Below are 24,438 nucleotides of genomic sequence, written 5' to 3'. Positions count from 1 at the left end.
CATGGTAGAGATTTTAGAAAAATCTTTATAGATTTCCCTTTTGCATTTGTTAGAACATTGATACAATGGAAGTAGAAAGATGTGTTGCCCGGCAGCGGAGGCTGCCGGGTATGTTTCCGAATAATAACTGACTGAGCAATCGCTCGCTTTGAAAATTTTGTGTACTATTAAGGAGGCGCGAAAGAGAATGAGAAAATCTGTCATTGTAAGTGCGGCCCGCACACCTTTCGGCAAGTTCGGAGGTAGTCTGTCTTCGCTTCAGGCGGTCGACCTGGGGGGCATTGTTATTAAGGAAGTAGTGGAGCGTGCCGGCATCTCTCCGGATATGGTAGAAGAGGTTATTATGGGGATGGTGCTGCAGGGTGGTGCCAGACAAATTCCTTCGCGCCAGGCAGCACGTAAAGCAGGTCTTCCGTGGGAAGTACAGACGGAGACTATCAATAAAGTCTGTGCATCGGGTCTGCGCAGCGTAACGCTGGCCGATCAGATTATCCGTGCCGGTGATGCGGATGTAATTGTAGCAGGCGGTATGGAAAGCATGAGCAACGCACCGTACATCGTGCCCAATGTGCGCTGGGGCATGCGCATGGGCGACGGTAAGCTGGTCGATCTGATGCTGCATGATGGATTGACCGACGCCTATGATGGTCAGCACATGGCAGTACATGGCAGCAATGTGGCCGCCGAATATGGAATCTCCCGTGAAGAGCAGGATAAATGGGCGCTGCGTAGCCAGCAGCGTGCCGCAGAAGCCATCAAAGCAGGCAAATTAAAAGAGGAGATTGTACCGGTTTCCGTACCGCAGCGCAAAGGCGATCCGGTGGTTGTCGATACGGATGAAGCTCCGCGTGAAACGAGCATTGAGCAATTGCAGAAGCTCCCGCCTGTATTCACAAAAGACGGAACCATTACAGCCGGTAACGCACCGGGTGTCAACGACGGCGCAGGCGCCATGGTTGTCATGTCCGACGAAAAAGCGAAAGAGCTTGGTGCCAAACCGCTGGCAACGATTCTCGGCCATGCGGCGGTTGGTCAGGAAGCGCCGTACATTGCGACTACGCCGGGTCTTGCTATTAATAAATTGTTGAAGAAAACCGGTTATACCATCGACCAGATTGACTTATTGGAAGTTAATGAAGCGTTTGCAGCGGTTACGCTGACCAGCCAAAAAATCGCAGGCTGGGATCCGGAAAAAGTAAATGTAAATGGCGGCGCCATCGCGTTTGGCCACCCGATTGGAGCCAGCGGCGCGCGCATTTTGATGACGCTAATTTATGAACTCCGCCGTCGGGGCGGCGGTCTCGGTATCGCGGCGATTTGTTCGGGTGCGGCCCAGGGTGACGCCATTCTGGTGGAAGTACCGGCCGCCGAATAACGATAGAAGCTATGAGATAGGAGAGAAGGCGAAGAATGAGGAAAGAATTCGACTTGAATACGGAAAAAGGCCCATGCCTTTTTCATCCCGGAATCTTTTTCTTCTCCTTATTCTCCCTCTCTTTTCTTAAATATTTATTTAGAACATAAGGAGTGGAGAGGAATGGAAGTAAAAAAATTCATGGTCATCGGCGCAGGCCAGATGGGAAGCGGTATTGCGCAGGTAGCAGCACAGGCCGGTCTTGAAGTCGTGCTTCATGATGTGAAAGACGAATTCGTCAACCGCGGACTCGGTGTTATTACTAAGAACCTTGCGCGCGACGTAGAGAAAGGCCGCAAAACGGAACAAGAGAAGCAGGATATTCTTGACCGCATCACGCCGTCCACTGACCTTACTAACGCAAAAGACGTTGACTTCGTAGTAGAAGCGATTGTTGAAAATATGGACGTAAAAACCGGGGTTTTCAAACAACTGGATGAAATTGCGCCGGCGCATGCCATTCTGGCAAGCAATACGTCTTCGTTGCCGATTACGGAAATCGCCGCAGTTACAAACCGTCCGGAGAAAGTAATCGGCATGCATTTCATGAATCCGGTTCCAGTTATGAAGCTAATTGAGGTTATCCGCGGTCTGGCAACCTCCGATGAGACATACCGCGTGGTTGCGGAGCTGTCTGAGAAGATGGGCAAAGTGGCAGTAGAAGTGAACGACTTCCCCGGCTTCGTATCCAACCGGGTGCTAATGCCGATGATTAATGAAGCCATTTACTGCGTATATGAGGGCGTGGCGACGCCGGAAGCGATTGACGAAGTTATGAAACTCGGTATGAACCATCCGATGGGACCGCTTACGCTGGCTGACTTTATCGGTCTTGATACGTGCCTGTACATCATGGAAGTGCTGCATGAAGGATTCGGCGACTCGAAATACCGTCCGTGCCCGTTGCTGCGCAAGTATGTAAAAGCAGGCTGGTTGGGACGCAAATCCGGACGCGGATTCTACACATACCAATAGATATACATTCACAAAGAGCATCAGGAGTTAGGAGGAGAAACCATGCATTTGCAATTTACAGAAGAACAAGAGATGATGCGCCGTATGGTGCGTGACTTCGCCCGCGAAGAAATCGCACCCCGGGTGGAGGAGATGGAAGAAACGGATGAATTCCCGCTCGAAATTATCCGCAAGATGGGCGAATACGGATTAATGGGAATCCCGATTGAGGAGAAGTGGGGCGGTGCGGAAGCGGACTTTATCTCCTATATTCTCGCAATCAATGAAATCTCTAAGGTAAGCCCGACAGTTGGGGTTATTCTCTCCGTACACACATCGGTCGGTACTAATCCGATTCTTTACTTCGGTAACGAAGAACAAAAGAAAAAATACGTACCGAAACTGGCTTCCGGCGAATATATCGGTGCGTTTGCGCTGACCGAGCCGAACGCCGGTTCCGACGCTGCCAGCATGCGTACAACTGCGGTGAAAAAAGGCGACAAATACATTCTGAACGGAAGCAAAATCTTCATTACAAACGCCGGAGCGGCTAACACGTACATTACGTTTGCTGTCACCGATCCGTCAAAAGGTTCCAAAGGAATCTCGGCGTTTATTGTAGAAAAGGATACACCAGGGTTTACTGTCGGCAAGAAGGAGAAAAAGATGGGTTTGCATGGATCCAGCACCTGCGAATTAATCTTTGATAACGCGGAAGTACCGGCGGAAAATCTGCTTGGCGAAGAAGGTATAGGTTTTACCATCGCCATGGCGAACCTGGATGTAGGACGAATCGGCATCGCGGCGCAAGGTCTCGGCATTGCGGAAGGCGCGCTCGAACACGCGATTGCGTATGCGAAGGAACGCCATCAATTCGGCAAGCCGATCGCTTCCCAACAGGCCATCGCGTTTAAACTGGCCGATATGGCGACACAAACCGAAGCGGCGCGCATGCTGGTCTATCGTGCGGCGGCCCTGCGCAACCAGGGTATCAAGTGCGGCATGGAGGCATCCATGGCGAAGCGTTTTGCAACCGATACGGCGATGAAAGTGGCGACGGAAGCTGTCCAGGTCTTCGGCGGCTACGGCTATACGCGTGAGTATCCGGTCGAGCGCTATTTCCGCGACGCCAAAGTAACCCAGATTTATGAGGGTACCAACCAGATTCAGCGTCTTGTGATTTCCAAATACTTATTAAACAAATAATAAAGGAGTGGGGAGAGCATGGATTTCCAACTGTCTGAAGAACACAAAATGCTGCGCCAAATGGTGCGCGAATTTGCGGAGAATGAACTGGCCGACAAAGCCGGGGAGCGCGACGAAGAAGAACGTTTTGACATGGAAGTATTCCACAAGATGGCTGAGCTGGGCCTGACGGGTATTCCGTGGGATGAGAAGTACGGCGGTGCAGGTTTTGATTTCTTAAGTTACGTCATTGCGGTGGAGGAGCTGTCGCGCGTCGACTCCTCTGTGGGGGTTACGCTGTCTGCGCATACATCGCTGGCGAGCTGGCCGATTTATAAATTCGGTACCGAAGAACAGAAGCAGAAATTTCTGCGTCCGCTGGCCGAAGGCAAAAGCATGGGTGCCTACTGCCTGACCGAGCCAGGTTCCGGATCCGACGCTGCCGGAATGAAGACAACGGCGAAAAAAGACGGCGATCACTACATTCTGAACGGAAGCAAAATCTTCATTACAAACGGCGGGCTGGCAGACATCTATATCGTATTTGCCGCTACCACTCCGGAATTAAAGCATAAGGGACAAACCGCGTTTATCGTAACGAGCGATATGCCTGGCTTTAAAGTCGGCAAAAAAGAGAAGAAGCTTGGTATCCGTTCTTCCGCAACGACGGAGATCATTTTTGAAGATTGCCGTGTGCCGGCAGAAAATCTGCTGGGTCAGGAAGGGCAGGGTTTTAAAATCGCGATGATGACGCTTGACGGCGGCCGTAACGGCATCGCTGCTCAGGCGGTAGGTATCGCGGATGGCGCGCTGACGCATGCGATTGCGTATGCGAAGGAACGCCATCAATTCGGCAAGCCGATCGCTTCCCAGCAGGCCATCGCATTCAAACTTGCAGACATGGCAACAAAAGTGGAAGCGGCCCGTCTTCTGACCTACCAGGCCGCTGTGCTTGAAGACAGCGGTCTGCCGTATGGAAAAGCGTCTGCAATGGCAAAACTTTATGCGGGCGATATCGCAATGGAAGTGACCACCGATGCGGTACAAGTCTTCGGCGGTTACGGTTATACACGCGAATATCCGGTAGAACGCTTCATGCGTGATGCCAAAATTACGCAAATCTACGAAGGAACGAACGAGATTCAGCGTCTTGTCATCTCGAACTACTTGCTGAAAGACTAAGGATGTGAGCGTATTGCATACATTGGTAGAGCGGATTCTTAATGGAGATCGCCGGGCGGTTGCCCGTGCGATCTCTTATATAGAGGATAACCATCCCGAGAAGACGGAGATTTTGCAGGATCTTTTTCCGCATACAGGGAAATCATTTCTTGTCGGCATTACCGGTTCGCCGGGCGCGGGCAAAAGCTCGTTTGTCGATAAACTTATCGGGTACTTGCGCAGGCAGAATCTGACCGTAGGAATCGTGGCGGTGGACCCTACCAGCCCGTTTACTGGTGGTGCGATTCTCGGCGATCGTATACGCATGCAGGATCATTTTCTTGATGAGGGTGTATTTATTCGTAGCATGGGTACGCGCGGCAGCCTGGGCGGCCTGGCGCGTTCCACGAAAGAGGCGATTCGCGTGCTCGATGCGTACGGCAAAGATGTCGTAATTATCGAAACGGTGGGCGTCGGCCAATCGGAGCTTGATATTATGAACGTCGCTGATTCGACGGCCGTTGTGCTGAATCCGGGCGGCGGCGATACGGTGCAGGCATTTAAAGCGGGCATTATGGAAATTGCTGATTTGTTCATTTTGAACAAAGCCGATCTGGCCGGTACAGAGAAATTATACCGCGAAGTGGAGCAGATGCTTGACCTGGTGAAGCATGACGCTGCATGGCGTCCTCCTGTAGTTAAGACCATTACGCCGCAGAACAAAGGAATCGATGAAACATGGCAGGCATTTCTTAATCACAAAACGTATTTGAAAGAAAGCGGCGAGTGGGAGAAGCGACGCGCTTCTCACCTAAAGGAAGAAGTGGCGGAAATCGTGGAGCACGAGGTGCATCAACTGGTTACCAAGCATTTGCGCAGTGAAGGATACAAAGAGATTATGGAGAAAGTTTCCCGTCGTGACATTGATCCGTATGAAGTAGCAGGTCAGCTGTTTCATCAGTTAGTAAAAGAAAAATAGTATTCTGAAAAGTATTGCGGATTCGTTTTCTTCGTGCGTATAATAAGAAGAAAGAAGAGGCGATATGCCTTTTCTTTTTCCCTGCACTCTGAGCAATCGCTCAGTCAGCACGAGGAAAGGAGCAATGTACAATGGAACAACGAAAATCGATCCCTTCGATGGTAAAAGACCCGAAACTCATCGAGAAGCGACGCGAACAAATTATTGAAGCAGCGGTTGAGCTTTTTATCTCCAAAGGATTTCACAAAACGACCACCCGAGAAATTTCCCGTGCATCAGGATTTAGCATCGGCACGCTATACGAATATATCGAATCAAAGGAAGACGTTCTCTATCTTGTATGCGACGCAATCCATGCAGGTGTGGAAAAAGGATTGCAGGAGGTATTGGTAAACGGCGTGAGTGGAGCCGTGATGCTGAAGGCGGCCATTGAGGGCTTCCTGCGTGTTATGGATCAGATGCAGGACCGTGTGCTGCTGATTTACCAGGAGATTAAATCGCTTCCTCCTGACACGATGAAGTATGTACTTGCCAAAGAAGAAGAGATTACCGGATTTTTTGAGGAGATACTGCACCGGGGTAGAATGGATGGTTCGCTTAATATCGACGAGAAGTCGGTGAAGCTGATGGCACACAATATCGTGGTGCTGGGCGAGATGTGGACATTCCGCCGCTGGAGCCTGCGTAAGCACTACACGCTCGAAGAATATACGGAAATGCAGACCTCATTGATTTTGCGCGAATTGACAGGAAAATAAGGAGGAAAACCAAGATGGAAACGGCAATTTATCGTCCGAAGCACAATGTTCGTTTTGTCACGGCTGCCAGCCTGTTCGACGGCCATGATGCATCCATTAACATCATGCGCCGCATCCTGCAGGCGTCCGGAGTGGAGGTCATTCACCTTGGCCATAACCGCTCTGTAGAGGAGGTTGTAAATGCCGCCATTCAGGAAGATGCACAGGGTATCGCTGTAAGTTCCTACCAGGGTGGTCACGTTGAGTATTTCAAGTATATTATTGACCTGTTAAAAGAGAAAAACGCCTCTCATATTAAAGTGTTTGGCGGCGGTGGCGGTGTTATCGTTCCTTCTGAAATTCGCGAACTACATGAATACGGTGTGACAAAAATCTTCTCTCCGGATGACGGACGTATACACGGTCTTCAGGGTATGATTAACTGGATGATTGAGCAGACCGACTATCCGACTCCCAAAGAAGTCGAAAAAGAAATCAATGAGCTTAAAAATCGCAGCTGGAATGCAATCGGCCGCATGATTACGCTGGCGGAGGAAAATGTCGAAAAGCAGGACCGGGAAGTAGCGGCGACGCTCGAGAAGGTTAACGCTATGGTAGAGACGGTTCCGGTTCTCGGCATCACGGGAACAGGCGGCGCTGGAAAAAGCTCGCTGACGGATGAACTTGTGCGCCGGTATCTTGAACAATACCCGGATAAGACGATTGCGATTCTCTCTGTAGATCCATCCAAGCAGAAAACAGGCGGAGCACTGCTGGGCGACCGCATCCGCATGAACTCGATTAATTCGCCGCGAGTGTATATGCGCTCGCTGGCTACCCGTAAATCCCACAGTGAGCTCAGCAGGGCTATCGGCGATGCAATCAATATCGTAAAAGCGGCAGGTTACGATTTTATTATCGTCGAAACATCCGGCATTGGCCAGGGCGACGCCAATATTACGCAGGTGTGCGACGTCGCTATGTACGTCATGACCAGCGAATTCGGTGCGCCGACCCAGCTTGAGAAAATCGATATGATCGATTATGCGGATATTATTGCCATCAATAAATTCGAGCGTCGCGGCTCCGAAGACGCCCTGCGTGATGTTAAGAAGCAGTGGGCGCGCAGCCGTGCCATTTTTGACATGAAAGACGAAGATATTCCGGTTTACGGCACGATCGCAAGCCAGTTCAATGACCCGGGCACAAACGTACTGTTTGTGAACCTGATGAGAGTCGTCTCCGAAAAAACCGGCACCGAATGGCCGACAACGATAGACATCTCCCGCGACACAAAATCGAAGAAGAAATATATTATTCCGTCGGACCGTGTGCACTATCTGGCCGAAATTGTAAACACGGTACGTGAGTATAAGAAATTCACCGAACAGCAGGTGCAAATTGCACGTAAGCTGTTCCAATTGAAAGGCACGAAAGAAGAGCTGTCTCAACAGACTGGAGAGCTTGCGGCCGATCTACGGCAGGAGATTGATAAGCTGATTGCACATTATGAAGAGAAGCTGCATCCGGAAAGCAAAAAAATTCTGGAGAATTGGGAGTCGCTAAAAGAAGCGTACCAGCAGGATGAATTCGTCACCAAAGTACGTGACAAAGAAATTGTCACCAAACTGTACACGACGTCGCTATCCGGTACGCGCATTCCGAAAGTAGCGCTGCCGAAATTCGAAGATTGGGGAGAGATTCTCCGCTGGTCCATGACGGAGAACCTTCCGGGACACTTCCCTTATACAGCAGGCGTATTTCCATTTAAGCGCGATAGCGAAGATCCGAAGCGTCAGTTCGCGGGCGAAGGTACACCGGAGCGGACAAACCGCCGCTTCCACTATCTCTCCAAAGATGATACGGCAAAACGTCTGAGTACGGCATTTGACAGTGTGACCCTGTATGGTGAAGATCCGGATTACCGTCCGGACATTTACGGGAAAATCGGTACGAGCGGCGTCAGCATTTGTACGCTGGATGATATGAAGAAGCTGTATGCCGGATTCGACCTGTGCCATCCTTCCACGTCCGTATCTATGACGATTAACGGACCGGCGCCGATTATCCTGGCGATGTATATGAACACGGCGATTCAGCAGCAGCTTGATAAGTTCAAAGAAGAAAACGGGCGCGAGCCGAACGCTGAAGAAGCCGAACAGATTAAAGCGTACACGTTAAAGAGCGTACGCGGTACTGTTCAGGCGGACATTCTGAAAGAAGACCAGGGACAAAACACGTGCATCTTCTCAACTGAGTTTGCGCTAAAGATGATGGGTGACATCCAGGAATACTTTGTTAAGAACCATGTCCGCAACTACTACTCGGTAAGTATCTCCGGCTACCATATTGCAGAAGCGGGAGCGAATCCGATTTCTCAGCTGGCATTCACGCTGGCGAACGGTTTCACGTATGTGGAATACTACTTGAGCCGCGGTATGCATATCGATGACTTTGCGCCGAACCTGTCGTTTTTCTTCAGTAACGGTCTTGATCCGGAGTACAGCGTACTCGGTCGTGTGGCCCGCCGCATCTGGGCAGTCGTGATGAAAAACAAATACGGCGGAAATGAGCGCAGCCAGAAGCTGAAATATCATATTCAGACATCCGGCCGCTCGCTGCATGCGCAGGAGATGGATTTCAATGATATCCGCACAACGCTGCAGGCGCTGATGGCCATCTACGATAATTGCAACTCGTTGCATACGAATGCATACGACGAAGCGATTACGACGCCGACGGAGAACTCCGTACGACGTGCGATGGCAATCCAGATGATTATTACGAAAGAGTTAGGATTAGCCAAGAATGAAAACTCGCTGCAGGGTTCTTTCATCATTGAAGAGTTGACCGACTTGGTGGAAGAAGCGGTTCTGGCTGAATTCCAGCGCATCAGCGATCGCGGCGGTGTACTGGGCGCGATGGAAACGCAATACCAGCGCAGCAAGATTCAAGAAGAATCGCTTTACTATGAAACGCTTAAGCATAACGGCGAGCTGCCGATTATCGGGGTCAATACATTCCTGAACCCGAACTCATCTGAAGACGACTATGAGATTGAGCTTGCCCGTGCAACGGAGGAAGAGAAGATACAGCAAATTAACAATCTGCGCGCCTTCCAGGAGCGCCATAAAGACGCCGTAGGCCCGGCGCTGCAACGCTTAAAAGAAGTGGCCCGCAGCAACGGCAACATCTTCGCCGAGCTGATGGAAACGGTTAAAGTGGCAAGCCTTGGCCAGATTACCGGAGCGCTTTATGAAGTAGGCGGCCAGTATCGCCGGAACATGTAAATTCGAAAGACGAGAGAAAAGACTCGCTGGATTGAAAGAAAAAAGGCGAGGTCTCTTTCCCTCGTCTTTCTATTATGGGTAAGATAAGTTTAAGACGAAGCCGAAAAGAGAAAGGTAACACTTTTTGCCCTCTTTCTTTCCTTGCATTACTCTTGCATTTTAGGGGTTAAATTGTATAAAATAAGGAATGCTGAATAATAGGGAAAGTATACCCGGACGCGGGGTTCCCGCGTCTTGTTGCTTGAATACCTGTAAAGAAGGGAAGTGCCGAGGGTGAGCAGTGCTTTAAACCTGGAAGCAGAAAAAATCCAAGAAATGGCGATGGTAGATCTCGCTTATCAACTGTTGAACCAATCGAAAAAACCGGCGTATTACCGTGATTTGTACAAAGAACTGACAGAAATGAAGAACATGTCGGAATCGGAAGCGATGGACATGATCGCACAGGTTTACACAGAGATAAACCTTGATGGCCGTTTTATCTGCCTCGGTGACAACCTCTGGGGCCTGAAACGCTGGTATCTCGTCGAGACGCAGGAAGAATCCGCTGAAGGCGGTTTCCGCGGCAAATTTGCGCTTGATGACGATGATGATTTCGATGAAGATGAGGAAGAGATCGAAGAAGAATATGAAGATGTTGATGACGAACAGGTTGATGACATAGACGATGATGAAGAAGACATTGATGATGACTTTGTCGATGAAGAAGAAACAGAGGAAGAATTCGAAGACGAGATGGATGAAGACGAGATGGATGACGAGGACGAAGATCTTGACATATAATATATAGGACGATAAAATACTTTTTGGGCTTTAAAAGTATACAATGTATCGTTGACTACTAAAAACAAAAGTGCCCCTCCGAATATTCGGTTGGGGAATACTTTTGTTTTTTTATTTTTCTAGATTCATACAGTTAATTGTTTTGTGGAAAAGTATTGAATGGGCAAAGAAAGAGGGGTTTATTTGTATGGCAAAGTATATATTTGTAACTGGCGGTGTGGTATCTTCTCTAGGTAAAGGGATTACGGCCGCTTCTTTGGGCCGTTTGTTAAAGAACCGCGGACTGCAGGTAACCATCCAGAAGTTTGATCCGTACATTAACGTTGATCCGGGTACAATGAGTCCGTACCAGCACGGGGAAGTATTCGTAACGCAGGACGGAGCGGAAACGGATCTCGACCTTGGCCACTATGAGCGTTTCATCGACATTAACCTGAATTCCAACAGTAATGTAACAACGGGTAAAATATATTCTTCTGTTATTACGAAAGAACGCCGCGGTGACTACCTGGGTGGAACGGTACAGGTAATCCCCCATATTACGAATGAAATCAAGGAACGCGTATTCCGTGCCGGCCGCGAGACGAACGCGGATGTTGTCATCACGGAAATCGGAGGTACGGTAGGGGACATCGAAAGCTTACCGTTCTTAGAAGCGATTCGTCAGATTAAAAGCGATGTCGGGCGCGATAATGTCATGTATATCCACTGTACGCTTGTACCGTATCTGGCCGCCGCAGGCGAGATGAAGACGAAACCGACGCAGCACAGCGTAAAAGAGCTGCGCAGCTTAGGCATTCAGCCGAACATCATCGTATGCCGCACCGAACATCCGATGTCCCAGGACATGAAAGAGAAAATTGCCCTCTTCTGCGACATTGACCCGAAAGCAGTCATTGAAGCGACGGACGCTGAATCGCTGTACGAAGTGCCTTTGGCGCTGAAGGAGCAAGGGATGGATGAATATGTGTGCAACCATTTGAACCTTACCTGTCCGGAAGCGGACATGACGGAATGGAAGCAGATGCTTCATAAAATCAAAAATCTTTCCCACAAGACAACCATTGCCATTGTCGGTAAATACGTGGCGCTGCATGATGCGTATCTTAGCGTAGCTGAGGCGCTGTACCATGCCGGTTATGCGAACGATGCGGACGTTAACATCGAGTGGATTGATGCCGAAGAGGTATATGAGCACAATGTAGCCGATCTGCTGGGGCGCGTGGACGGTATACTCGTGCCGGGCGGTTTCGGTGACCGCGGTGTAGAAGGAAAAATTATCGCCACCAAATATGCGCGTGAGAACAAAATTCCGTTCCTGGGCATTTGCTTAGGCATGCAGGTGGCAGTCATCGAATTTGCCCGTCACGTTGTCGGTATGAAAGATGCGAATAGCTCGGAGATTAATCCGTCAACACCGTATCCGGTCATCGACCTGCTTCCGGATCAGAAAGATATCGAGAACCTGGGCGGTACGATGCGCCTTGGTCTGTATCCTTGTAAGATGGAGAAGGATACGGTAGCCCGCGCTTCTTACGGCGAGGATCTTGTATATGAACGTCACCGTCATCGTTATGAATTCAACAACCAATATCGTGAAACGTTAAAGAATGCAGGCCTGAGATTCAGCGGCACGTCGCCGGATGGCCGTCTGGTGGAGATTATTGAAATTCCGGATCACCCGTGGTTTGTGGCAAGTCAGTTCCACCCGGAATTCACTTCCCGTCCGAACCGTCCGCAGCCTTTGTTCCGCGATTTCGTAGGTGCGGCACTGCAGTTGAACAGATAAGGAAAATTTTTAAGGGACGATCCTGATGCTCGTCCTTTTTTCTTTCCTTAATAATGTGAAAAAAGAAAGGATTTTTTTAGAATTTAGCGAATCTTATTATAGCCATGGTAGTGAGGATACATAATGTACGCGCATTCGCATGATACGAATGAGAGGGGGAACGACATGAAAGACCAAAAAGTATTAATTGTCGATGATCAATACGGGATTCGTGTACTGCTGTTTGAGGTATTTGGAAAGGAAGGCTATCAAACGTTTCAAGCGGCGAATGGAAAGCAGGCGCTAGAGATTGTTGTGAACGAGTCGCCGGACCTCGTCATTCTTGATATGAAAATTCCTGGCATGGACGGATTGGAAATTCTAAAAGAAATTAAGAAAATTGCCCCAGATACTAAAGTCATTATGATGACAGCGTATGGCGAGTTGGATATGATTAAAGAGGCGACAGAACTTGGCGCGCTCACACATTTTACAAAGCCGTTTGATATCGATGAACTACGAACAGCGGTAAATAAGCAACTCGCATGCTAATCTTTCATTGTGGTATAATAAGCAATGTTTGAGAGTATGCACAAAACAAGGAGGATCTTACATATGCCATTAGTTTCGATGACAGATATGTTAAACAAAGCCGTGGAAGGAAAATACGCAGTCGGCCAGTTTAACTTGAACAATCTAGAGTTCACGCAGGCCATTCTGCAGGCCGCGGAAGAAGAGAAATCCCCTGTCATCCTTGGAGTAAGTGAAGGTGCAGCTCGTTATATGGGTGGGTTCAAACTGGTTGTAGCCATGGTAAAAGCATTAATGGAAGAATATAAAACGACTGTGCCGGTGGCTATTCACTTAGACCACGGATCTTCCTTCGAGAAGTGCGTGGAAGCGATCCATGCCGGCTTTACATCGGTTATGATTGACGGTTCGCATTACCCGCTGGAAGAGAATATTGCACTGACGAAGCGCGTTGTTGACGTAGCGCATGCGCTGGGCGTGTCTGTGGAAGCGGAACTGGGCCGTATCGGCGGACAGGAAGATGATCTGGTAGTCGAAGATGCGGAAGCGATGTATGCAGTTCCGGAAGAATGTGATAAACTTGTGCGCGAGACCGGCGTAGATTGCTTCGCTCCGGCGCTTGGTTCCGTACATGGCCCATACAAAGGTGAGCCGAAACTGGGCTTTGATAGAATGGAAGAGGTAATGAAACTGACAGGTGTGCCGCTTGTATTGCACGGTGGTACAGGCATCCCGACAAAAGATATCCAGCGCGCGATTTCTCTGGGTACGGCAAAGATTAACGTAAATACAGAGAACCAGATTACGTCTTCTCAAACGGTTCGTAAAATTTTGGCAGAGAAGCCGGAACTGTATGATCCGCGCAAATATCTGGGACCTGCACGCGATACCATCAAAGAAACCGTTAAAGGAAAAATGCGCGAATTCGGCAGCAGTAACCGGGCGTAAACACCATTTGTCAGCATAAAGACACAAGGAGTGTATTATGAGGTTCTTTATTGATACAGCAAACGTAGAAGAAATCCGCGAAGTAAATGAATGGGGCGTATTGGCCGGCGTTACGACTAACCCGTCTCTTGTAGCGAAAGAAGGCCGGGACTTCGAAGAAACGCTCAAAGAAATCATCGATATTGTAGATGGTCCGATTAGCGCCGAAGTTATCAGCCTGGAAGCCGAAGGCATGATTGAAGAAGGAGAGAAGCTAGCCTCCCTTTCCAAAAATATCGTAATCAAGGTGCCGATGACGGTAGAAGGTTTAAAAGCGGTAAAATATTTCACCAAGAAAAAAATCAAAACAAACGTAACGTTGGTGTTCTCGGCAACACAGGCCCTGCTTGCGGCACGTGCGGGCGCAACCTATGTGTCGCCGTTCCTCGGACGTCTAGATGACATCTCCCAGGACGGTCTGCAACTGATTGCGGATATTGCTCAAATCTTCGATGTACACGGCATCGAGACTGAAATCATTTCGGCAAGCGTACGTCATCCGCTGCACGTAGTAGAATGCGCGAAGATGGGTGCGGACATCGCGACTGTTCCCTACAAAATCTTCAAGCAGATGGTGCAGCATCCGCTAACCGATGCCGGAATCGAACGTTTTCTTGCAGACTGGGAAAAAGCGCAGCAAAAATAATAGCGGAACGAAGCACCTTTTCAAAATAAATGGGGAAAAGGTGCTTTTTCCCATTGAGTAAGGAGAATCGAGCTGTGGAGAAGTTGTTTATCAAAGGCGGACAGAAGCTTACCGGAAAGATTCAAATTAGCGGAGCGAAGAACAGTGCGGTTGCGCTTATTCCCGCTGCGATTCTTGCTTGTGGAGAAGTTGTTTTGGAGAACGTTCCGGACATTAGCGATGTCCATATCTATAGTGAGATTCTGCAGGACCTGGGCGCGGTGGTCGAGCGCGATAATGACATGCTGCGCATCGATTCTACGAGCCTTACAGCCAAACCGATGCCAAACGGCAAGATTAAGGAACTTCGAGCATCCTACTATCTGATGGGCGCAATGCTGGGCCGGTTTGGAGAAGCGACTATCGGACTTCCGGGCGGATGCAATCTGGGTCCGAGACCGATTGACCAGCATATCAAAGGGTTTGAAGCGCTCGGAGCGAGATTGTCTCACGACCACGGTTCTTTACATATTCAAGCCGGAGAGCTTGTCGGAAGCAAGATTTATCTTGATGTGGTAAGTGTTGGGGCAACAATTAATATCATGCTGGCGGCCTGCCGGGCCAAAGGCAGAACGGTTATCGAGAATGCGGCCAAAGAACCGGAAATCATCGATGTCGCTACGCTGTTGAACGCAATGGGCGCCAGCATCAAAGGCGCGGGAACGGACGTCATCCGGATTGAAGGCATGGCGCAGCTGCACGGCTGCCGCCATTCGATTATTCCCGACCGGATTGAAGCAGGTACGTATATGATTGCTGCCGCGGCCACAGGCGGCGACGTAGTCATCGACAATGTTATTCCCCGTCATCTGGAATCCCTTATAGCCAAGCTGAGGGAAATGAACGTGCAAGTGGAAGACGATGACGACGCCGTTCGCGTCATTGGAGGAGACAACTATGAGTCTATCGATATCAAAACACTCCCTTACCCCGGATTCCCCACTGATCTTCAGCAGCCTATTACTTCCCTACTCACTGCCGCAACCGGCACAAGCATTGTGACGGACAACATCTACCATGCCCGGTTTAAGCATATTGAACATCTGCTTAACATGGGAGCTAAGATAAAAGTAGAAGGCCGTTCAGCCGTCATTGAAGGAAGGACGCCGCTTGTGGGCGGAAAAGTGATGGCGACGGATTTGCGAGCCGGAGCTGCGCTTGTCGTGGCCGGATTGATGGCGGAAGGAGTCACCGAGATTACCGGTGTACACCATATTGATCGCGGGTATGCCAAATTGGAAGAGAAATTGAAGAGCCTGGGTGCCGTTATGTGGCGCGAGAAACCGAGCCAAAGAGCTTACTAAAGAAACAGGAGATGAAAGAGAATGGAACGCAGTTTAACAATGGAATTAGTTCGTGTGACGGAAGCAGCGGCGCTTGCATCTGCCCGCTGGATGGGACGCGGTAAGAAGGAAGATGCGGATGATGCGGCCACTACAGCGATGAGGGCTGTGTTCGACACAGTGCCGATGCAGGGAACGGTCGTTATCGGCGAAGGTGAAATGGATGAAGCACCGATGCTGTATATCGGTGAGAAGCTCGGCCAGGGCGTAGGGCCGGAAGTGGATGTAGCGGTTGACCCGCTTGAAGGCACCAATATCGTAGCGAAGGGGACCTGGAACGCGCTGACGGTTCTGGCAGTTGCAGACCGGGGGAACCTGCTGCACGCGCCGGATATGTATATGGATAAGCTGGCAGTAGGTCCGGAAGCGGCTGGCAAAGTGGACATCAATGCGCCGATTATCGACAATCTTAAAGCGGTAGCGCAGGCAAAAGGTAAAGACATCAGCGACCTTGTCGCATGTGTAATGGATCGTGAACGCCATGAGAAAATTATTCACGAAATCCGCGAAGCGGGAGCACGTATTAAGCTAATCTCCGATGGCGATGTGGCCGGTGCAATCAATACAGCTTTTGAACATACCGGCGTAGATATTTTGTTTGGCATCGGCGGCGCACCGGAGGGAGTTATCGCCGCAGTTGCACTGAAATGTCTGGGCGGTGAATTCCAGGGCCGTCTCGTACCTTATAGTGAAGCGGAGATCGAACGCTGCAAGAAAATGGGTCTTACTGATCCGCATCAGGTACTACTTATGGAGGATCTCGTAAAAGGGGACGACTGCATCTTTGCGGCAACCGGCGTAACGGACGGCGAGCTGCTCAAAGGTGTGCGTTTTGAAGGCACCAATGCGTTTACCCAGTCTGTTGTTATGCGTGCGAAATCCGGTACGGTCCGCTTCATTGACGGTCAGCATCGCCTTGAGCGCAAACCGCAGTTCGTTATGAAGGACTAGTCCAGTCTATAATCGGTTAGACTGGTCATTACTTAAGAAAAGTGTGGTGTTTAAGCATTATATGGAAATGAATCTAGCACAATTAGAAGAGAAGAAGTTAACGGAACTTTATAAATTGGCCAAGGAATACCAGATCCCTTATTACGGCACATTTAAGAAACGAGAATTAATCTTTGCGATTTTGCAGGCACAGGCGGAGAAGCAAGGTCATATGTTCATGGAAGGGGTGCTGGATACGCATCCGGATGGGTTCGGCTTTCTCCGTCCTATCAATTACCTGCCGAGCGCGGAAGATATTTATATCTCCGCTTCGCAAATCCGGCGTTTTGATTTGCGGACCGGCGACAAGGTATCGGGAAAAGTACGTCCGCCAAAAGAGAACGAACGATATTTCGGACTTTTGCACGTCGATGCAGTCAATGGAGAACCTCCTGAGACTTCGCCGGAACGACTGCATTTTCCGGCACTTACGCCCCTGTATCCTCAGGAGAAGATGGTGCTTGAAACATCGCCTACCAAAATTTCTTCCCGTATTATCGATTTAATAGCGCCTGTCGGATTCGGGCAGCGCGGACTTATCGTTGCCCCGCCGAAGGCCGGTAAAACCATGCTGCTTAAAGAGATTGCCAACAGCATCGCGACCAATCATCCGCACGTCGAGCTGATTGTTCTATTAATTGATGAGAGACCGGAGGAAGTAACCGATATGCAGCGCTCGGTCAAAGGGGAAGTTGTAAGCTCCACATTTGATGAACTGCCGGAAAATCATATCAAGGTGGCTGAGCTGGTATTAGAGCGCGCATTGCGCCTTGTCGAGCATAAAAAGGATGTTGTCATCCTGCTGGACAGCATTACCCGCCTGGCACGTGCATATAATGTGACGGTCCCGGCAAGCGGACGTACGCTGTCCGGAGGGATTGATCCTGCGGCTTTCCATCGTCCGAAGCGCTTTTTTGGGGCGGCGCGCAATGTCGAAGAAGGAGGCAGCCTGACGATCCTGGCTACCGCGCTGATAGAGACGGGTTCCCGTATGGACGATGTTATCTACGAAGAATTCAAAGGAACCGGAAATATGGAGCTTCACCTCGACCGCAAGCTTGCGGAACGCCGCGTCTACCCGGCGATTGATATTCGTCGTTCCGGTACGCGCCGCGAAGAATTGCTGTTTACGAAAGAAGAGCTGAATAAAATTTGGACCCTTCGCAAATCCATCCACGACAGCAACGAATTCACTGAAGCATTCATTAAGAAAATCGCCGAATCGAAAACGAACCAGGAATTCCTCGACTCCCTCGTGTTTGAGAATGTCAAGAAGCCGATCAGCAAACCTCGTTCATAGTTAAACAGAATATAATATAATTGCAAGAAAAATAGGGAAAACTGCGGCCCTCTCTTTTCTCTCGTTTGGTGACGTTTGCAGCAAAGTATGAATAAAGCCGACAATGGTCTCCCTCTTTGAGAGACACCGATGTTCTGTCGGTGTGATTGGCTGTAAATATGGAAGCGGACGGCATAGTTTCCATTCCACCCAGGAAATCCCCGCTTCAAGCGCGCATGCGATAAGCGGGGGAGTGTTCATATTTTTTCTGGCTTGTTCATATAAATGGTACAAAACCACCATGGTCAATTAGTCACAAGCCCTATCATGAAAATGAAGGGAAGGACGGCTGACTTTTGTGGTACGAAGGAGTACAAGATATGAACGAGTTTCAGGCGATAATTCTGGGGATTATCCAGGGACTAACCGAGTTTCTTCCCGTTAGCAGCACAGGGCATCTCTATCTTGGGCGGCACCTGTTCGGATTGGATGAGGCCGGATTGTTTCTGGATACCATGCTTCATATCGGAACTTTGTTTGCGGTACTGGCCGTATACGGTGACGATGTGATAGCGATAGTGAAAAAGCCGTTTAACCGTTTGACCGGCTTGCTTCTGGTGGGAACTGTGCCTGCGGTAGCTGTTGGGCTGCTATTTGAAGACTTCTTTGAAGAAGTTTCCCGTACCGGCGCAACGGTAGGCTATGAATTTTTGCTGACAGGCTTCGTGCTCTGGATGGCGGATCGCTTGAAGAGTAGAGGAACGAAGCCGCTCGAGCGTATTTCTTACGGCGACGCTTTGTTCATCGGCTGCTTTCAGGCGGCGGCAATTATGCCCGCTCTCTCCCGTTCCGGCCTTACGATTGCGGCCTCCCTGTACCGGCGTATGGAACGGGAAGCGGCGGCGCGCTTTTCCTTTTTGTTGTCTCTCCCGGCCATCGGAGGCGGCGTACTTTTGCAGGGGGCGAAACTGTTTAGTGGTGAGAGTCGGGAGGTTATTGGGTTGTCTCCGCTTTTGCTTGGAACCCTTTTTTCTGCTATATTTGGCTATCTTGCTGTCCGCTGGATGATTGGGCTTCTGAAGAGCGGATCGCTAAAAGGATTTGCTGTCTATGTCTGGCTGTTAGGTCTGTTTATTCTCGGAGCTCAACTTTCTGGCGTGTTCTAATTTTTTTATATTAAGGAACAGCGACCGTATTTGCGTTCCATGTCTGGTGCCCTCCTTTTTCGGCAGGTGCTTTCTTTGACTTTGTATTCCCGGTGAATTATAATGATTCGGATGTACAGCAACCAAAAGCTTGCGAACGAAGAAAGTAAGGAGCTTTGATATACATGTATCTTGTTTATGCAGACCACCGGGGAAAGCTCTACGATCATCCGGAGTTGTTTGGCCTGGGCCGAAGCGGAGAGTCGCTGATGGAAATTCTCGAAGAAGAACTCATTCCGCTGCCGGAAGGTGCCACTCTGGTCAGCCTTCCGAACTGCCATCCGGTTGGCATGGACCCGGAAACGGGGGAAATGATCCGTCTTGAGGAATATCAGGCGGTCGGTGCGCTGATGCCGCAGGGCTTTACACGTCTTATGTTACCCGGATACGTAAAAGCCGATAAAGATGAAAAATTGCCGCTTTTTGGCTATACGGCTGTCGTATGGCACAATGACGGCTTCTACGTAGCGGCAGAGCAGTCCGACGACCCGTATAAATGGAATCCGCTCAATTTCCCGGAAGATGAAAAAGAGCGTCTGGTGAAAAATGTATTGGAACAATACCCGGAAAACCGCGTGTTTAACCATCTCAGCAATTGTACGCTGGGCTATGGCTGCCTGACGGCGTCCAACACATTCTTTAACCGCTGGGAGGCGGGGCTTCCAGTGTCGTATTCCTGCAATGCGGGCTGCTACGGATGTATTTCCGAACAGCCGGACGACAGCGGATTTCCGGCGCCGCAGACCCGAATGAACTTTAAACCGACGGTGGACGAGCTTACGGAAGTTATGCTGCACCACCTAAAGACTCCCGAGTCGATTATCAGCTTCGGTCAGGGGTGCGAAGGGGAGCCGTCCACCCAGGCCGCCATTATTACACAGGCGATGCGGCGCGTACGTGAGCAGACGAAAATGGGTTTTATTAACATAAATACGAATGCCGGACTCACTGATCACATCAAAGCGATCGTGGATGCCGGACTGGATTTAATGCGCATTAGCACCATCAGCGCGATTGACGAGCACTATAACGCGTATTATCGCCCGCGCGCTTACACACTTGAGAATGTGGCGAAATCTGCGGCTTACGCCGGCAGCAAAGGGGTGTATACCTCGATTAACTATCTCGTTTTTCCGGGCGTGTTTGATCGGGAAGAAGAGATGGAAGCCATGATTGATTTTATCCGCAAGAACGGTATTCGATTGATTCAGATGCGCAACCTGAATATTGACCCGGACAGCTATCTGGCCATGATTCCGCCGGCCAAAGGCGAAGTATTCGGCATGAAGCAGGCGCTCGAAATTTATCGCCAGGAGCTGCCGGATGTGATTATCGGATCGTATACCCATGTTCCGCCGGCTGCGTTCCAGGAGCTGCGCCGGAAGACGCTGGCTGTATGATTTTTTCATTAGAGATATTTGCAAAGAAAAGGCAGCCGTGCTATAATGCATTCATGTGTGTTTGAGTGTAACTCTGTTTCGTAAAGATTCAGGGCAGAAAGAGGTGAATGAAATGAGACCGGATATCCATCCTGACTACAAAGTGACAAAAGTTACTTGCGCATGCGGTAACGAATTCGAAACCGGCTCAGTGAAAGAAAACTTGCGCGTGGAGATTTGCTCCGAGTGCCATCCTTTCTTCACTGGTAAACAAAAATTTGTTGATGCTGGTGGACGTGTAGATCGTTTCAAAAAGAAATACAACATCAAGTAATATGATTGATGCAGCTAAAACAGACAGGCAGTTTCGCCTGTCTGTTTTTTAGTGCTTTTCTTGCCGCTCCTTTCAGGATAAGATGGATACGTTGGAAGGAGAGTAAACATGGCACAGCTATATTTTCGATACGGTACGATGAACAGTGGAAAGTCGGTGGAAATTCTGAAAGTGGCCCATAATTATGAAGAACAGGGAAAGCGGGTCATGATTTTTACATCGGTGCTTGATAACCGATATGGACGCGGATACGTAGCATCCCGCATCGGTTTACGACGGGAAGCGATTGCCGTGGACGAAGAAACCAACATCAAAACGGTCGTAGAGATGAATCAGGATGGTTTACCGAATTGTGTACTGGTGGATGAGGGGCAGTTCCTGCGCAGGCACCACATCCTGCAGCTTACGGAAATTGTAGATGAATTGAATATTCCCGTAATTGTATACGGGTTGAAGAATGATTTTGCCAATCATCTGTTTGAGGGCAGCGAAGCGCTTCTGCTGTACGCGGACAAACTGGAAGAAATTAAAACAATCTGCTGGTTCTGTGATCGGAAAGCCACAATGGTCCTGCGCGTCAAAGACGGCGAGCCGGTATATGAAGGCGAACAAATTCAAATCGGCGGCAATGACAGCTACATTCCCGTCTGCCGTAAATGTTACAAGCAGCCGCGAAGCATGAGCGGAAAGATTTCGCTTTCTTAATCCGGCGCATAAGCCTGCCTCCTCTTAGTACACACTATACATGAGGAGGTGGGCTTTATTTATGAGAAAAAGCGTAAGCATGGCACTGATTAGCGTCGTCCTGCTGCTGGCCGCTGGCTGTAATCCGAACAACCAGGGTGCGGCACCGCAGCGGCAGGGCGTTCAAGTAAACGAATATAATCGCACTACTCCGGAACGCACGACCCGGGTGCTGGTGGGAAGCGATTTGAATCCGAATATCGTAACCGGACGCAACGACGTGCGGGACATTCAGGCGGAAGCGGACAGCATGGCCAATGTGGCGGTGCAGGTACCGAAGGTCAAACGCGCCAGCGTTGTCATTAACGGAGCACGTGCCTATGTTGGCCTAACGCTGGCCGATACGGTGCGTAGCCCTCAGGAAGCGGCTGATATTCGGGAGAAAGTACGGCAGCGTGTTCAACAGAAGATGCCGCGCTACGATGTGCGCGTCAGCTCTGATACAGGCATCTTCAACCGCATTCAGGATATCGGCGACGGTATCCGCAGCGGCACGCCAATTAATAACTACCGCGTTCATATGAATGATTTGGATGGTAGAATAAAATAAGGAAAAACAGATGAAGAGAAGAGCGATGCCTGCAATATAAAAGCTTGGGTATTGCTCTTTTCTCTTATTTTGACTTATCTTAAGCAGTCCTATATAATTATACTGTTATGCTATGGAATTTTAAAATGAGGTGAAGAACCGTGCTACAGCGATTGGAATCGGTTGTTGAGCGGTATGAGCGATTAACGCAGCTTCTGTGCGACCCACAGGTCATGAATGATCCGCAAAAGCTGCGTGAATATTCCAAGGAACAATCGGATATTGAAGAGACGGTACAGGCGTATCGTGAATATAAAAAAACGACCCAGCAGTTGCAAGATGCTAAAGACATGTTGGAAGAGAAGCTCGACGATGAAATGCGTGAGATGGTCAAGATGGAAATTGGCGAGCTGGAAGATAAGAAGGAAGAACTGGAAGAGCGCATCCGCATCCTACTGCTGCCGAAAGACCCGAACGACGACAAGAACGTTATCATTGAAATCCGGGGTGCGGCCGGCGGTGATGAAGCAGCTCTGTTTGCATCCGACTTATTTGAGATGTACACCCGTTATGCGGCTAAGCATAAGTTTAAGGTAGAAGTCCTCGAAGCGGCTCCGACTGATATCGGCGGCTATAAAGAGATTATTTTCTCTGTGAACGGTAAAGGCGCATACAGTCGCTTGAAGTTCGAGAGTGGCGCGCACCGCGTGCAGCGTGTTCCGTCCACGGAATCCGGCGGACGCATCCATACGTCGACGGCAACAGTGGCCGTGCTTCCGGAAGCGGAAGAAGTGGAAGTAGAAGTCAATGAGAATGATATCCGCGTCGATCTGTTCTGCTCCAGCGGCGCCGGCGGACAGAGCGTGAACACGACCAAATCAGCCGTGCGTCTAACCCACGTGCCGACCGGTATCGTAGTAACCTGCCAGGACGAGAAGTCCCAGCACAAAAATAAAGACAAGGCGATGCGTGTACTGCGTGCCCGTCTGTTAGACAAGTACCAGCAGGAAGCGCATGCGGAATACGCCGATGCCCGCCGCTCCGCAGTGGGTACGGGCGATCGGAGCGAACGCATCCGGACGTACAATTTCCCGCAGAGCCGTGTTACTGACCATCGAATCGGTCTGACACTGCACAAGCTCGACCAGGTATTGAACGGGGAGTTGGACGAAATCATCAATGCGCTTGTACTGCATGAGCAGGCGGAATTAATGCGCAATGCTGAAGGTGCGTAAGCGGATGAATAAAATGGCGGTACGGGAAGCTATGCAGAAGGCTTCTCGTTTTTTACGCGAAAAAGGGATCGATGATGCGGCATTTCTGGCGGAGTACGCTATTCGCCACGCGTTGGGCTGGGATCGCATCCGGTTTATCTCGGGGATGTCCCACACATTGACGGAGGAAGAATGGACGAGAATTGACGAGGTTGTCCGGCGGCGCGCAGCCGGAGAGCCGATGCAGTATATCGTCGGCACCCAGGAGTTTTATGGACTCGCTTTTGAGGTGAATCCTTCCGTTTTGATTCCACGGCCGGAAACCGAGCTGCTTGTGGAGGAGGTTTTGAAGCGGGTGAAGGAGCTTTGGCCGGAAGACGCCGCTCTTCTTGCGGCGGACATCGGTACGGGAAGCGGTGCGATTGCGGTAACGCTGGCCGCTTTTGGCGGTGAGAATTGGAAGCTGATCGCTACCGATATTGCGCAGGAGTCTCTGGATGTGGCTCATCGTAACGCGGTACGGCATCATACAGCAGATAAAATCTCATTTGTCAGGGGAGATTTATTGGAACCGCTGCTTCGTGACCAACGCAGGGTGGATGTTCTTGTGTCCAATCCGCCGTATATTCCATCGTTTGATGTTACACAGCTGGATACGCAGGTAAAAGACCATGAACCGCTTCGCGCCCTGGACGGTGGAGAGGACGGACTGGACTTTTACCGCCGGATGACGAAAGATTTGTCGCAGGTGCTGGCAGAGCGTGCGCTGCTTGGCTGGGAAGTCGGTATTCATCAGGCGGAGACCGTCCGCAGCTGGCTGGAAGATACCGGTCTTTTCCCGGAAGTATACATTGTGCACGATTTGGCCGATATCGGTCGCCATGTCATAGCTGTTCGAAGTTGAAGAGCGGTATCTCTAAATCTCTTATTCTCTAAAAATAGCAGGT

General features: G+C 49.9%; 22 protein-coding genes. All 22 read left to right on the top strand.

Going from position 1 to position 24,438, the window contains the following annotated elements:
- Window positions 1-187: 187 nt before the first annotated feature.
- The 22 genes from ADA01nite_RS09690 (at window position 188) to prmC (ending at window position 24,395) form a co-directional block, all read left to right on the top strand.
- Complete coding sequence (locus ADA01nite_RS09690; RefSeq protein WP_146809757.1) at window positions 188-1,375, top strand: acetyl-CoA C-acetyltransferase; 1,188 nt, start codon at window positions 188-190, stop codon at window positions 1,373-1,375.
- Window positions 1,376-1,537: 162 nt separating this feature from the next.
- The gene (locus ADA01nite_RS09685) at window positions 1,538-2,389 is read left to right on the top strand and encodes a 3-hydroxybutyryl-CoA dehydrogenase (protein WP_146809756.1); all 852 of its coding nucleotides are present in this window, start codon (window positions 1,538-1,540) and stop codon (window positions 2,387-2,389) included.
- Window positions 2,390-2,431: 42 nt separating this feature from the next.
- Window positions 2,432-3,574, top strand: a complete 1,143-nt coding sequence (locus ADA01nite_RS09680; protein WP_146809755.1) for an acyl-CoA dehydrogenase — start codon at window positions 2,432-2,434, stop codon at window positions 3,572-3,574.
- 18 nt (window positions 3,575-3,592) lie between these two features.
- Window positions 3,593-4,735, top strand: a complete 1,143-nt coding sequence (locus tag ADA01nite_RS09675) for an acyl-CoA dehydrogenase (RefSeq protein ID WP_146809754.1) — start codon at window positions 3,593-3,595, stop codon at window positions 4,733-4,735.
- Window positions 4,736-4,748: 13 nt separating this feature from the next.
- Complete coding sequence (gene meaB / locus ADA01nite_RS09670; protein WP_146809753.1) at window positions 4,749-5,693, top strand: methylmalonyl Co-A mutase-associated GTPase MeaB; 945 nt, start codon at window positions 4,749-4,751, stop codon at window positions 5,691-5,693.
- 131 nt (window positions 5,694-5,824) lie between these two features.
- Window positions 5,825-6,451 (top strand): TetR/AcrR family transcriptional regulator, encoded by a 627-nt coding sequence (locus ADA01nite_RS09665; protein ID WP_146809752.1) that lies wholly within the window; start codon window positions 5,825-5,827, stop codon window positions 6,449-6,451.
- Between the two features lie 14 nt (window positions 6,452-6,465).
- Entirely contained in the window at window positions 6,466-9,720 is a 3,255-nt protein-coding gene (gene icmF / locus ADA01nite_RS09660; protein ID WP_146809751.1) for a fused isobutyryl-CoA mutase/GTPase IcmF, read from the top strand.
- A 273-nt stretch (window positions 9,721-9,993) separates the two neighbouring features.
- On the top strand, window positions 9,994-10,503 hold the full coding sequence (gene rpoE, locus ADA01nite_RS09655; protein ID WP_146809750.1) for a DNA-directed RNA polymerase subunit delta: 510 nt from the start codon (window positions 9,994-9,996) through the stop codon (window positions 10,501-10,503).
- Between the two features lie 187 nt (window positions 10,504-10,690).
- Window positions 10,691-12,292: a CTP synthase gene (pyrG, locus tag ADA01nite_RS09650; protein WP_146809749.1), complete on the top strand. Its 1,602-nt coding sequence runs from the start codon at window positions 10,691-10,693 to the stop codon at window positions 12,290-12,292.
- 165 nt (window positions 12,293-12,457) lie between these two features.
- Entirely contained in the window at window positions 12,458-12,823 is a 366-nt protein-coding gene (locus ADA01nite_RS09645) for a response regulator (RefSeq protein ID WP_146809748.1), read from the top strand.
- Window positions 12,824-12,886: 63 nt separating this feature from the next.
- Window positions 12,887-13,750: a class II fructose-1,6-bisphosphate aldolase gene (gene fba, locus ADA01nite_RS09640; RefSeq protein ID WP_146809747.1), complete on the top strand. Its 864-nt coding sequence runs from the start codon at window positions 12,887-12,889 to the stop codon at window positions 13,748-13,750.
- 37 nt (window positions 13,751-13,787) lie between these two features.
- Window positions 13,788-14,435: a fructose-6-phosphate aldolase gene (gene fsa, locus ADA01nite_RS09635; RefSeq protein WP_146809746.1), complete on the top strand. Its 648-nt coding sequence runs from the start codon at window positions 13,788-13,790 to the stop codon at window positions 14,433-14,435.
- A gap of 74 nt (window positions 14,436-14,509) precedes the next feature.
- Window positions 14,510-15,778 carry a UDP-N-acetylglucosamine 1-carboxyvinyltransferase gene (gene murA / locus ADA01nite_RS09630; protein WP_146809745.1) on the top strand — a complete coding sequence of 423 codons (1,269 nt, stop codon included), beginning with the start codon at window positions 14,510-14,512 and terminating at the stop codon, window positions 15,776-15,778.
- 21 nt (window positions 15,779-15,799) lie between these two features.
- Window positions 15,800-16,768: a class II fructose-bisphosphatase gene (gene glpX, locus ADA01nite_RS09625; RefSeq protein WP_146809744.1), complete on the top strand. Its 969-nt coding sequence runs from the start codon at window positions 15,800-15,802 to the stop codon at window positions 16,766-16,768.
- Window positions 16,769-16,829: 61 nt separating this feature from the next.
- Window positions 16,830-18,107: a transcription termination factor Rho gene (rho, locus tag ADA01nite_RS09620; protein WP_146809743.1), complete on the top strand. Its 1,278-nt coding sequence runs from the start codon at window positions 16,830-16,832 to the stop codon at window positions 18,105-18,107.
- A 359-nt stretch (window positions 18,108-18,466) separates the two neighbouring features.
- Entirely contained in the window at window positions 18,467-19,252 is a 786-nt protein-coding gene (locus ADA01nite_RS09615; RefSeq protein ID WP_146809742.1) for an undecaprenyl-diphosphate phosphatase, read from the top strand.
- A 164-nt stretch (window positions 19,253-19,416) separates the two neighbouring features.
- Window positions 19,417-20,691: a radical SAM family protein gene (locus tag ADA01nite_RS09610; RefSeq protein WP_146809741.1), complete on the top strand. Its 1,275-nt coding sequence runs from the start codon at window positions 19,417-19,419 to the stop codon at window positions 20,689-20,691.
- A 112-nt stretch (window positions 20,692-20,803) separates the two neighbouring features.
- Entirely contained in the window at window positions 20,804-21,004 is a 201-nt protein-coding gene (gene rpmE, locus ADA01nite_RS09605; RefSeq protein ID WP_146809740.1) for a 50S ribosomal protein L31, read from the top strand.
- A gap of 108 nt (window positions 21,005-21,112) precedes the next feature.
- A complete protein-coding gene (locus ADA01nite_RS09600; RefSeq protein WP_146809739.1) occupies window positions 21,113-21,709 on the top strand; it encodes a thymidine kinase in 597 nt (198 codons plus the stop codon).
- 61 nt (window positions 21,710-21,770) lie between these two features.
- Window positions 21,771-22,298, top strand: coding sequence for a YhcN/YlaJ family sporulation lipoprotein (locus ADA01nite_RS09595; protein WP_170230216.1), 528 nt, complete (start codon window positions 21,771-21,773; stop codon window positions 22,296-22,298).
- A gap of 140 nt (window positions 22,299-22,438) precedes the next feature.
- Window positions 22,439-23,512, top strand: a complete 1,074-nt coding sequence (gene prfA / locus ADA01nite_RS09590; protein WP_146809737.1) for a peptide chain release factor 1 — start codon at window positions 22,439-22,441, stop codon at window positions 23,510-23,512.
- The gene (gene prmC / locus ADA01nite_RS09585) at window positions 23,496-24,395 is read left to right on the top strand and encodes a peptide chain release factor N(5)-glutamine methyltransferase (RefSeq protein ID WP_246147282.1); all 900 of its coding nucleotides are present in this window, start codon (window positions 23,496-23,498) and stop codon (window positions 24,393-24,395) included. The genes prfA and prmC overlap by 17 nt, the downstream gene beginning before the upstream one ends.
- Window positions 24,396-24,438 lie beyond the last annotated feature (43 nt).

This window comes from Aneurinibacillus danicus (assembly GCF_007991215.1).
GTDB classification, from domain to species: Bacteria; Bacillota; Bacilli; order Aneurinibacillales; family Aneurinibacillaceae; genus Aneurinibacillus; species Aneurinibacillus danicus.
Note: the sequence above shows the minus strand (reverse complement) of the source record. Positions and strands in the feature narration are given on the sequence as shown.